12 protein-coding genes are annotated in these 10011 nt (G+C 69.0%); 2 read left to right on the forward strand and 10 right to left on the reverse strand.

The annotated features are described in order from the left end of the window. Window positions 1-84 precede the first annotated feature (84 nt). A complete protein-coding gene (locus tag CSC76_RS03710; protein ID WP_162108718.1) occupies window positions 85-627 on the forward strand; it encodes a UPF0149 family protein in 543 nt (180 codons plus the stop codon). Further along, on the forward strand, window positions 627-1952 hold the full coding sequence (locus tag CSC76_RS03715) for an aminopeptidase P N-terminal domain-containing protein (protein ID WP_162108719.1): 1326 nt from the start codon (window positions 627-629) through the stop codon (window positions 1950-1952). Before CSC76_RS03710 ends, CSC76_RS03715 begins: the two co-directional genes overlap by 1 nt. A gap of 34 nt (window positions 1953-1986) precedes the next feature. On the opposite strand, the gene CSC76_RS03720 is transcribed toward CSC76_RS03715, so the two are convergent. The 10 genes from CSC76_RS03720 to hemW all read right to left on the reverse strand — a co-directional run bounded on the left by CSC76_RS03720 (window position 1987) and on the right by hemW (window position 10010). Continuing rightward, the gene (locus CSC76_RS03720; protein ID WP_162108720.1) at window positions 1987-2433 is read right to left on the reverse strand and encodes a GFA family protein; all 447 of its coding nucleotides are present in this window, start codon (window positions 2431-2433) and stop codon (window positions 1987-1989) included. Then, window positions 2433-2828, reverse strand: coding sequence for a YciI family protein (locus CSC76_RS03725; protein WP_162108721.1), 396 nt, complete (start codon window positions 2826-2828; stop codon window positions 2433-2435). Before CSC76_RS03725 ends, CSC76_RS03720 begins: the two co-directional genes overlap by 1 nt. Before the next feature lie 63 nt (window positions 2829-2891). Beyond that, window positions 2892-3122 (reverse strand): hypothetical protein, encoded by a 231-nt coding sequence (locus CSC76_RS03730; protein WP_162108722.1) that lies wholly within the window; start codon window positions 3120-3122, stop codon window positions 2892-2894. 8 nt (window positions 3123-3130) lie between these two features. Continuing rightward, window positions 3131-3511 carry a VOC family protein gene (locus tag CSC76_RS03735; RefSeq protein ID WP_162108723.1) on the reverse strand — a complete coding sequence of 127 codons (381 nt, stop codon included), beginning with the start codon at window positions 3509-3511 and terminating at the stop codon, window positions 3131-3133. Window positions 3512-3567: 56 nt separating this feature from the next. Continuing rightward, the gene (locus CSC76_RS03740) at window positions 3568-3897 is read right to left on the reverse strand and encodes a hypothetical protein (RefSeq protein WP_162108724.1); all 330 of its coding nucleotides are present in this window, start codon (window positions 3895-3897) and stop codon (window positions 3568-3570) included. 133 nt (window positions 3898-4030) lie between these two features. After that, window positions 4031-4465: a hypothetical protein gene (locus tag CSC76_RS03745; RefSeq protein WP_162108725.1), complete on the reverse strand. Its 435-nt coding sequence runs from the start codon at window positions 4463-4465 to the stop codon at window positions 4031-4033. A 60-nt stretch (window positions 4466-4525) separates the two neighbouring features. After that, the gene (gene pepQ, locus CSC76_RS03750; protein ID WP_162108726.1) at window positions 4526-5866 is read right to left on the reverse strand and encodes a Xaa-Pro dipeptidase; all 1341 of its coding nucleotides are present in this window, start codon (window positions 5864-5866) and stop codon (window positions 4526-4528) included. Window positions 5867-5933: 67 nt separating this feature from the next. After that, window positions 5934-6281, reverse strand: a complete 348-nt coding sequence (locus CSC76_RS03755; protein ID WP_162108727.1) for a PilZ domain-containing protein — start codon at window positions 6279-6281, stop codon at window positions 5934-5936. After that, window positions 6278-8767 carry a DUF1631 domain-containing protein gene (locus CSC76_RS03760; RefSeq protein WP_162108728.1) on the reverse strand — a complete coding sequence of 830 codons (2490 nt, stop codon included), beginning with the start codon at window positions 8765-8767 and terminating at the stop codon, window positions 6278-6280. The genes CSC76_RS03755 and CSC76_RS03760 overlap by 4 nt, the downstream gene beginning before the upstream one ends. Window positions 8768-8855: 88 nt before the next feature. After that, the gene (gene hemW / locus CSC76_RS03765; protein ID WP_162108729.1) at window positions 8856-10010 is read right to left on the reverse strand and encodes a radical SAM family heme chaperone HemW; all 1155 of its coding nucleotides are present in this window, start codon (window positions 10008-10010) and stop codon (window positions 8856-8858) included. Window position 10011: the final 1 nt, after the last annotated feature.

Genomic DNA, 10011 nt, shown 5'->3' on the forward strand with positions numbered 1-10011 from the left:
ACGCATGCACAACAAGCCGGGATGCGGCTTTTCGTTGGTACACTTGCGCGGGTGTCCGAAACCTGCGGCGGATTGCGTTCTTCTATGCCCGACCTTCCCGATATCGCCGCCGTCGACGCGGCTTCCCGCCAGCTGGGACTGGCCATGGACGCCTCCGAACTGCACGGCGCGCTGTGCGGCTGGCTGGCCGGTGGCGGCGCCACCGACGGCACCTGGCTGGCGCGCGCGCTGGCCGACGATGCCCTGCCCGCGCCGGCGCCCGGTAGCGTGCTGGACCAGCTGCGCGAAGCGGCCATCGTCCAGCTCGAGGATCGCGGCTTCTCGTTCGACCTGCTGTTGCCCGTCGCCGATCGCTCGCTGGACGAGCGCGCCGAAGCCCTGTTCTCCTGGTGCCGGGGTTTCCTGGGCGCGTTCGGGCTGGCGGCCGGCGCCGCGCCGCCGCTGTCGGAGGAGGGCAGTGAAGCGCTGCAGGACCTGGCACGCCTGGCCAAGGCCTCGGCCGAGAGCAGCGAGGACGAGGAAGACGAGGACGCGCTGGCCGAACTGGAAGAGTTCGTGCGCGTCGCCGCCCTGTTGCTGCATGGCGATTGCGTGCTGGGGCCCCGGCACCGCCGGAGCCTGAACTGATGAAGGCGCTGACCGGCATCGCCGCGGCGGAGTTCGCCCGCCGGCGCCGGCAGCTGATGCGCATGGCGGGCGAGGACGCCATCCTGGTGCTGCCGGCCGCGCCGGAGCGCGTGCGCAGCCACGACACCCATTATCCGTACCGTCAGGACTCGGATTTCTGGTACCTGAGCGGCTTTCCCGAACCGGACGCGGTGCTGGTGCTGGTGCCGGGCCGCAAGCATGGCGAGGCCATCCTGTTCTGCCGCGAGCGCGATCCCGAACGGGAAGGCTGGGACGGCCCGCGCGCCGGTCAGGACGGCGCGGTGAACGACTACGGGATGGACGATGCCTATCCCATCGACGACCTGGACGAGATCCTGCCGGGGCTGCTGGAAGGGCGCTCGCGCGTCTACTACCACTTCGGCCGCGATGCCGACTTCGACCTCAAGCTGATCGGCTGGGTGCGCCATGTGCGTGCGCACGTGAAGCAGGGCGCGCAGCCGCCGCACGAATTCCTGGAACTGGGCCACCTGCTGCACGAGTTGCGCCTGTTCAAGTCGAAGGACGAGATCAAGCTGATGCGGCGCGCCGCCGACATCAGCGTGCATGCGCACCGGGCCGCGATGCGCGTCGCGCGCCCGGGCATCCGCGAGTACGAGCTGCAGGCCGACCTGGAGCGCGTGTTCCGTGCCCACGACGCCTGGCCGGCCTACAACAGCATCGTCGGCGCCGGCCGCAATGCATGCGTGCTGCATTACCGCGCCAACACGGCGCAGGCGCGCGACGGCGAGCTGGTACTGATCGACGCCGGCGCCGAGTACCGCGGCTACGCCGCCGACATCACCCGCACGTTCCCGGTCAACGGGCGCTTCACGCCCGCGCAGCGCGCGCTGCACGACCTGGTCGGCGCCGCACAGCGCGCCGCATTGGACTGCGCGCGCGTCGGGGTGCCCTATGAGGCCGGCCACGTGGCCGCGGTCGAGACGCTGACCGAGGGGCTGCTCAAGCTGGGCCTGCTGAAGGGGAAGCTGGAGAAGAACCTCGCCGAGGGCACGTACCGCCGCTTCTACCGCCACAAGACCGGCCACTGGCTGGGGCTGGACGTGCACGACGTGGGCGACTACCGCATCGACGGCGAATCGCGCCTGCTGGAGCCCGGCATGGTGTTCACCATCGAACCGGGCCTGTACGTGTCCCACGACGACACCACGGTGGATGCGAAGTGGCGCGGCATCGGCATCCGCACCGAGGACGATGTGCTGGTCACCGCCGAGGGGCCGCTCGTGCTGACCGATGCGCTGGCGCGCAGCGCCGACGAGATCGAAGCGGAGATGACGGCGGCCTGATCGCCTTGCCGGCGCGTCGATACCTTCCGGCGGATCAGTCGGTGGTCCACCGGACGTCGGCGATCCACAGCTGGCGCCAGCGCGCCGTCTTCTCGTCCGGTTCCAGCTTCTGCGGCGACGCCGGCACGACAGGCGCGAACCCGTCGCGCGCCTCCAGGCAGCGCGCATTGACGGCGGCGTACGTACGGGCGCCGTCCTCGAACACGACGGCCACCAGCACGCCGCAGTCGCCGCACAGCAGGAACTGTGCGGCCAGCGATCCCTGGCGGTAGCGGCGCACGCGGTCCGGCCGGTGCGCATGGAGGACCAGCTGTGCCGCCGCACCCGAGACCCAGGCCGCGCCATGCGCGCGGCAGAAGCTGCAGTCGCAGGCACGCGGCGCCGTGTCCGCCGGCACCCGCGCGGTCGAGAAGGCCAGGGTGATGGCACCGCAGTGGCAGCCGCCTTCGAGCACGCAGGGCGTTTCCGTGATGGGCGCCATCAGCCGTCGTTCGAGCGCCAGGCTGGCGGCGTTTCGTTCGTCACCTCGTCCGCCCGCGCGCGCGCGGCCTCCAGCGGCCGGATCTCCAGTTCCAGGCCGAAGGCGAGGCACGGGTTCTGTGCGGCGATGCGTGCGGCGTCCTCCAGCGAGTCGGCGACGATGAACCAGTAGCCGCCCACCAGCTCCTTCGCTTCGGCGAACGGTCCGTCGGTGATGCCGTCGCGGGTGACGCGCTTGCCGCGCATCTCCAGCCGGCTGCCGGGCTTCAATACGCCGTCGGCCAGGCCGCGTTCGTACCATGCGTAGAAGCGGTCGATGGCCGCCTGCACGTCCTGCGGCGATGCGGATTCGTCCCACTGGCCGCGGGAGATCAACAGATAGTCGGACTGGGTCATTGCGGTTCGCCTTCAGGTTCGAAAGAAATCCAATCAGTGAGTGGCCGGGGCGGGGCCTTCATGTCACTGCCCCATTCGAAACACCAGGAAAAACAGCGTGATCGCCGTGCCCCAGAACACCAGGCCGGTCATCATGGCGCCGGTTTCGCCGGGGTCGTGCTTCGGGCGCAGCAGTCGCAGGATCATCACGCCCGTACCGCGCAGGATCACGTCCACGATGATCTCGAACACGATCCGTACGATGAAGCGGAACGCACCGCTCAGCGCTTCACCCGCGACGTCACCCAGTGGCATGTGTGCTCCTACTGTCCCGCGGGCGGTTCCCACAGCTCGATCTTGTTGCCTTCCGGGTCCAGCACCCAGCCGAACTTGCCCTGTTCGGAGACCTGCGGATCGCCGACGACGTTGCAGCCTTCTTCGCGCAGTACGGCCAGGAGTGCATCCAGATCGGCCACGCGGAAGTTGATCATGAAGCTCGCGGTGCTGGGCGCCATGTAGGTGGTGTCCTGCTTGAACGGGCTCCACAGGGTCATGCCCGTGGGGCTTCCTTCACCGCCCCACGGGAAGATCGCGCCGCCCCAGTCGGCCGTGTCCAGCCCCAGGTGGTCGCGGTACCAGGCGCTGAGCGCCTGGGGGTCCGCCGACTTGAAGAAGATGCCGCCGATGCCGGTGACGCGTTTCATGCTGGACCTCCGGGTGTCTTGACGGTGCGTCGCGTGCGCTGCAGGCGCGGAGTGTGTCAGCCCGTTGGCGGCATCGCCAGTGAGGCCGCGCCCAGCGCGGCGAAGACGCCCAGCAGGATCACCAGGCCGTAGCGCAGTCGGAAGGGGATGTCGGGTCGGCCGTACAAGCGCTCGGCTTCACGGGTGTCGAGCCGCCAGCCGTGGTGGCAGACCGGGCACGCGAGCTGATAGCGCCGGCCGTAGACGAAGCCGAACAGCAGGTCGAAGCGGCCGTACTTGTACGCGAACTGCGGCTCGAAATCGCGCACCTGGTCGCAGCGCGGGCAGTGCTGCGGCTCGGGCGGACCGACTGCCACCACGTTCTCGCCCTGGCCGATCATGAACATCCGCGTCTTCCTCTTGTCGACGCACTGCAACCTGTTCGGAGCGCTGAAGCATAGAGGCGAATCGGGACGGCGGTGGATCACGCTCGACGCGGAACATGCTCGCGTCGGCATAACCCAGGCCCGTGGCCCGCACTCATTCTTCGTGGGCTCCATTCAGCTGCGGCGCAGCGTCAGCAGAATCGGCCCTCCTAATCGCCACCCATCTCCGTCGCAGGCGGAACGGAATGAGGAAGGCAGCGAGAATGCCCGTCATGATAGAAACAATCGGTACCCCGTGCTCAGCGAATCTGAAGATCGCCGTCCCGAGCGTCATGTAGCCTCGGGCGTGCAGGTCGGGGGCGATGAATATCTTGAGGGCCTCCAGTGGTAGCAGCACGGCAGTCGCTAAGGTCATGACGCCATACGTCAGCAGTAGGCAGGTGAACGCGAACGAGTGCCGGTGCGTGCTGGGCATCGCGCTGCGCCAGGCAATTCCCCAGGCGATCCAAGCGGGCAGCAGTAGAACGACGACCATGCCCAACGCGGCCAATGTGGTCAGCGCGGTCATCACGACCAGATCTGTGTCCATGGAGGTCCTGTACGGCGTCGAGCGATGGGAGGACGGGATCGCGTTGCGAATCGCCTGCTGTCAATCAGCCTCTCCGAACGCCGGCCGCGTAAGGTTGTCCGCATCGCCCCCGGTGCACAGCACTTCGTCCTCGATGCGGATGCCGCCGTAGGGGCGGAACGCATCGACGCGCGCCCAGTCGACGCTGGCGGCGTGGCCGTTCTTCTTCAGCTCCTCCAGCAGCAGGTCGATGAAATACAGGCCGGGTTCGATGGTGACGACCATGCCCGGTTCCAGCACACGGGTCATGCGCAGGTAGGGGTGGCCGGCCGGGCGTTCGATGCGACCACCGCGATCGCTGGCGGCGAAACCGGCCACGTCGTGCACCTGCAGGCCGATGGGATGGCCCAGGCCGTGCGGGAAGAACGCCGCGCTGACGCCGGTGGCGACCGCAGCCTCGGGCGACACGGTGATCACGCCGAAGTCCTTCAGGATGCCCATCAGCGTGTGGTGGGCGTCCACGTGCAGTTGCCTGTAGTCCACGCCGCTGCGCACGCCGGCGCACATCTTCTGCTGGGCGGCATCCACGGCATCGATCATCGCCTGGAACTCGCTGCGGGTGTCGTAGGCGTAGCTGCGGGTGATGTCGCTGGCATAGCCGTGGAAGCTGGCGCCGGCGTCGATCAGGAAGCTGCGCAGTGGGTCGGGTGCGACGCGCTGCAGCTCCATGTAGTGCAGCACCGCGGCGTGCTCGTTGAGGCCGATGATGTTGCCGTAGGGCAAGTCATTGGCGTCCTGGCCCACCGCCGTGCAGTAGGCCATGTGGATGCCGAACTCGCTTTCCCCCGCGCGGAAGGCTGCTTCGGCGGCGCGGTGGCCACGCACGGCCAGGCGCTGCGCCTGCCGCATCAGCGCGATCTCGTACGGCGTCTTGTAAGAGCGCTGGTACTCCAGGTACTGGATCACGGGTTCCGGATTGTTCGGCGCATGGTCGCCGAGCGTGCTCTGCGGCTCGCCGAGGATGGCGCTGCGTGCGGCAGGCGGCAGCAGGGCCGCGGCTTCGTCGGGCGTGCGGATGATGTGGACATCACAGTGGTCCACCCACCAGCCGCTGGGCGCGTCCGGTACCACGTGCCAGTAGTCGAACGGCTGGTAGTAGATCACCTTGGGCCGTTCGCCCGGCGTGTACACCAGCCAGCTGTAGGGCAGGCGCGTGAGCGGCAGCCAGGCCTTGAACTGCGGATTGACCGCATACGGGTAGTCGCGGTCGTCGAAGACCTGCCAGTGCTGCGTGCCACTGGGCACGACCAGGTGATCGAAACCGCCCCGCGCCAACGCTTCGTCGGCACGCCGCTTCATCGTCGCCAGATGATCGGCGTACAGCGGGACGAGGTCGATGTCGAAGGAAGCGGCGGCGTTCATGGTGGCGACTCGTGCGGAAGAGTCGCCATTTTGCCGCATCCGGCCCGGACGGGCCGTGGTGTGGGTCCTATTCGGCTTCGGGCCCGGCGTTGACCCACTGGCGCAGCCGCTCCAGCGGCTCGCGGTCGATGGTCAGAAAGCGCAGGCCGGCGAACGCCTGCCCGGGCGTGTTCGCCGCCGCGGACCAGACCAGGTGCGCGCCCACGTCGATGGGGACGTCCTGGCCACGCTCGTCGCGCAGGTGGAAGCGCAACTGGTACAGCGCATCGTCGACCACCGGTTCGGTGGCCACCAACAGCATGCCGGATTCGGACAGGTTGCCCACGCGGCCGATCACCTGTTCGGTCATCAGGTCGAACACGGCCACCGGCTTGGGCACGTTGCGCCGGCGGGCGCGGCGGAATTCGCGCATCATGCGGCACCTCCGGCGGGTTCGGCTTCGCCGCGACGGCCGGTCAGGCTGCGCAGCGCATTGAGGGTGGCGTTCCAGGCGCGGTCGATCAGGCGGCCGCGGTCTTCGGTGACCACCTGCGCCTGGCCCTTGGCCATCAGGTGCGCCAGCGTGTCCAGCGAATGTTCACCCACGCGCTGGCCGCGCTGGTTGACGAACAGCGCGTTGCCGGTGACCGGGCTGAACCACGACAGCCGCTGCCGCTGCACGTCGCCCTGCTGGTTGCGGGTGAACTCGAACCAGGTGCCGAACGGCAGCGTGCGCAGGTAGTCGTAGCATTCCTGCTCTTCAGGGGTGCGCGGCTGCGCCGGCTTCTTCTTGACCTCGCTCTGTCCACCCAGGCGCGCGCGCGCCTTGAGCCTGGCCGTCAGTTCGGTGCGCGAGGTCGTCTCGTCTTCCTCGGCGCTGGAGAGACGGCGCGCGATCGCCGCCGCCTCGTCTTCGTGGTAGCCCACCTGGACCAGCGATTTCTCGACCTTGCCGGCCAGTTCCGCATTGGCTCCCTGCGCGGTGGTGGTGGCCGCCACGATTTCCAGGGTGGTCTGCAGCGCGTCGGCCCACTCGCCGGATGTTTCGCCATTGCGCAGCTGGGTGAGCGTGAGCACGTCGGCCCACGCCTGGCTGAGCAGGGCCTGCACGAACTTCTGCGGCTTGGCCTCGGCCATGGCCGACTCGATGGTCTCGGCGGCGCGCTGCTTGGCGATCTCCAGGCGGTCCTTGCCGCGGGCGGCCTCGACCTGCCGTCGTTCGGCCAGGTCGGCCTTGCGCGCGGCGGCCTGCAGGTGCTGCTGCACCTCGCGGCTGGCGTCCTCGAAGACGGTCTCGTCGCCTTCGTAGGTCTCCACCACGGTCTCGACCGCCTGGTGCAGTTTCTGCAGCAGCTGCGGGTCCACGTCCTCCTCGCCCAGCCAGGTGGCGCCCGACTCGGCCACGGTGTTGAGCAGGTCGCGCGCCGGATGCTGTGCGCGCAGGAAGAAGTTGCGGTCGCGCAGGGCGGCCTGCACCACCGGCACCTGCAGCCGCACCAGCATGTCGGCGGCGGGCGCATCGTGCTGCACTTCGCGTTCGATCTCGTTGTAGAGCAGGTCGAGCAGTTCGAAGGTGTCCGAATCCGCGCTGGCCAGCGTGGCATCGGGTCCATGCCGCGCGCGGGCGGCCGCCAGCATCGCCTGCTGCAGGTCCTGCACCGTGCGGCGCGGCTGCTCTGGCGTGCGCGCGGGCAGGGGCGCGGCCTGCATGGCCCGCAAGGTGTCCAGTACGTCGGGGGTGGGAAGCAGTCGCGGTGCGCCGGCGCCCGGCCCCGACGGAGTGCCGGCGCCGCCACGGCCGCCGGGCCCGGTCGGGCCTGCGGGGTGGCCGCCTGCGCCCTGCGCCAGCGTACCGTGTCCCCCCGGCTGGACGGCGGCATCGGCGAGCGCCTGTGCATCGGCCTGCAGGCCGCCGCGGCGGATCGCCAGCAGCTTCTGCAGCACTTCGCACGAGCCTGCCGCATCGCCCGGTGTTTCAGCGTTGTCCGCGGAGGTGCGTGGAGCCTCGCCCGCCTGAGCGACCGCCGCTGCCGCACCTGTGCCCACGCCCGCGCCGGACGCCGTGCTGCTGCCGGTCAGGGCGCCCGCCACCGCGTTCAGCTGCTCGGGCGTGAGCGTGGCCCAGTGCGAGGCAGCACCCTGCCAGCCGGTCAGGGGGCGGGCTGTGCCGTCGGCCGCGTCGCGCGGATGGCGAATGGCCTCCTGCACGCGGACACGCCGCGGCATGTAGACCAGTCCCGGCAGGATGCCTTCGCGCGACAGGAACTGGTTCACCGTCCCGGCCCATTCGCTGTAGTTCTGCATCACCTTGTGGTCGAAGGTGCGATACAGCACCAGCTGCGCATCCAGCGACAGCTGCAGGCAGGTGGCGGCCTCCTTCAGCACCTGGCAGAGACGGTGGGGGCCCAGCGGCAGCGTATCCGCGTCGTAGGCGGGTGCCCGGGCCAGCACGCCGAAACGCTGGCCCAGCATGAGGATCTGCGCATTGCCGCGCTGCTCGTGCCGGCGCGCGACTTCGCGCAGCACGATTTCCTGGTCCATCACCGCGTCTTCGACTAGCGTGAGCGTCTGGTAGTCCAGGCGCAGCGCCGATGCGGTCTCCGCTGCCGGGCGCGGCGTGCGGATGCCGGCCAGCTCGGCTTCCAGGCCGAACATGTAGTGCGGGACCAGCTCGGTCCGGTGCTTCTGCAGGGCACGCAGGTCGACGAAGACCTGGGCCTGCAGATGGTTGCTGCGTGCCTGCTCGGCCTGCTTGAACAGCTGCTGCTCGAACTCCACCAGCATCGCGTTCAGCGCGGCGATGAAGTCGGTCGCGATATGGTCGTACAGGTTCTGCAGCACGCGGCGCACGCGCGGCGGCAAGGCCGACGACGCGATGGTGGTCGGCGTGGCAGCGGGCGAAGGCGGTCGTGTGCCGGTCATCGGTGCAGTGGGCTCCCCTGTAGCCGCATCATTATCACACCCGCCGTTGCCGGCGCATCCATCCGTCGCCCTGGCAGGGCGATGGGCGTCAATGGTCCAGGAACAGTTCGATCACGTCGTTCGTGAAGCGGCGCCCCAGCGCGGTGGGCATCACATGCGTCCCGGACAGCGCCAGCCAGCCGCTCTGACGGGCCTGTTCCAACGGCGTCGCGATGTGTTCTGCCGGCAGCCCGGTGGTGGCGGTGAAATCGGCCAGGGCGAAGCCGTCCTGCAGCCGCAGCGCGTGGAGCATGAATTCGAACGGGCGCCGTTCCGGCGTGATGTCGTCGTCCCCGCCGATCGCGTCCGGCGTGCCCGCTGAGGCGAGATAGGCAGTGGGATGCTTGACCTTCCAGCGCCGCAGGACCTGTTGCGTGGCGCCCACGGTGATCTTGCCGTGCGCGCCGGCGCCGATGCCGATGTAATCGCCATAACGCCAGTAGTTGAGGTTGTGCGCGCAGCGGCGACCCGCGCGGGCATAGGCGCTGACTTCGTAATGCTGGTAGCCGGCGTCGGCCAGCAGCGCCTGGCAATGCTCCTGCATGTCCCAGGCCAGGTCGTCGTCGGGAATTCCCTGTGGCGGCCGGGCGAAGAAGACCGTGTTGGGTTCCAGCGTGAGCTGGTAGTGGGAGACGTGCGCAGGCTGCAGGGCGAACGCGCGCTGCAGGTCATGCTCGGCCATCGCCAGCGTCTGGCCGGGCAGGGCGTACATCAGGTCCAGGTTGAGGTTGTCGAAGCCGGCATCCTGCGCCAGCTTCACCGCATGTTCGGCCTCGCGGCTGTCGTGGATGCGCCCCAGCTTCTGCAGGCTGGCATCGTCGAAGCTCTGGATGCCGAAGCTGATGCGGTTCACGCCGGCAGCGCGGTAGTGCTCGAAGCGCCCGTGTTCGGCCGTGCCGGGATTGGTCTCCAGCGTCACTTCCAGTCCCGGCGCGAAGCGCAGCCGACTGCTGGCGCCCTGCAGGAAGCGGTCGATCATCTCGGGCGGGAACAGGCTCGGCGTGCCGCCGCCGAAGAACACGCTGTGCACGGTGCGGCCCCAGACCAGCGGCAGGTCGTGGTCCAGATCGCGCAGCAGGGCGTCCACGTAAGCGTCGAACGGCAGCCCGCCCTTGCCCTGGTGCGAATTGAAATCGCAGTACGGACATTTGCGCACGCACCATGGCAGGTGCACGTAGAGCGCCAGGGGCGGCGGGATCAGCATG

Source organism: Pseudoxanthomonas mexicana, assembly GCF_010093385.1.
Lineage (GTDB): Bacteria > Pseudomonadota > Gammaproteobacteria > Xanthomonadales > Xanthomonadaceae > Pseudoxanthomonas_A > Pseudoxanthomonas_A mexicana.

What these genes read in the sequence shown, in the direction of transcription:
- CSC76_RS03710 (WP_162108718.1), top strand. Translation starts at nt 85, where the DNA reads ATGCCCGACCTTCCCGATATCGCCGCCGTCGACGCGGCTTCCCGCCAG.
- CSC76_RS03715 (WP_162108719.1), top strand. Translation starts at nt 627, where the DNA reads ATGAAGGCGCTGACCGGCATCGCCGCGGCGGAGTTCGCCCGCCGGCGC.
- CSC76_RS03720 (WP_162108720.1), bottom strand. Translation starts at nt 2,433, where the DNA reads ATGGCGCCCATCACGGAAACGCCCTGCGTGCTCGAAGGCGGCTGCCAC.
- CSC76_RS03725 (WP_162108721.1), bottom strand. Translation starts at nt 2,828, where the DNA reads ATGACCCAGTCCGACTATCTGTTGATCTCCCGCGGCCAGTGGGACGAA.
- CSC76_RS03730 (WP_162108722.1), bottom strand. Translation starts at nt 3,122, where the DNA reads ATGCCACTGGGTGACGTCGCGGGTGAAGCGCTGAGCGGTGCGTTCCGC.
- CSC76_RS03735 (WP_162108723.1), bottom strand. Translation starts at nt 3,511, where the DNA reads ATGAAACGCGTCACCGGCATCGGCGGCATCTTCTTCAAGTCGGCGGAC.
- CSC76_RS03740 (WP_162108724.1), bottom strand. Translation starts at nt 3,897, where the DNA reads ATGTTCATGATCGGCCAGGGCGAGAACGTGGTGGCAGTCGGTCCGCCC.
- CSC76_RS03745 (WP_162108725.1), bottom strand. Translation starts at nt 4,465, where the DNA reads ATGGACACAGATCTGGTCGTGATGACCGCGCTGACCACATTGGCCGCG.
- pepQ (WP_162108726.1), bottom strand. Translation starts at nt 5,866, where the DNA reads ATGAACGCCGCCGCTTCCTTCGACATCGACCTCGTCCCGCTGTACGCC.
- CSC76_RS03755 (WP_162108727.1), bottom strand. Translation starts at nt 6,281, where the DNA reads ATGATGCGCGAATTCCGCCGCGCCCGCCGGCGCAACGTGCCCAAGCCG.
- CSC76_RS03760 (WP_162108728.1), bottom strand. Translation starts at nt 8,767, where the DNA reads ATGACCGGCACACGACCGCCTTCGCCCGCTGCCACGCCGACCACCATC.
- hemW (WP_162108729.1), bottom strand. Translation starts at nt 10,010, where the DNA reads ATGCTGATCCCGCCGCCCCTGGCGCTCTACGTGCACCTGCCATGGTGC.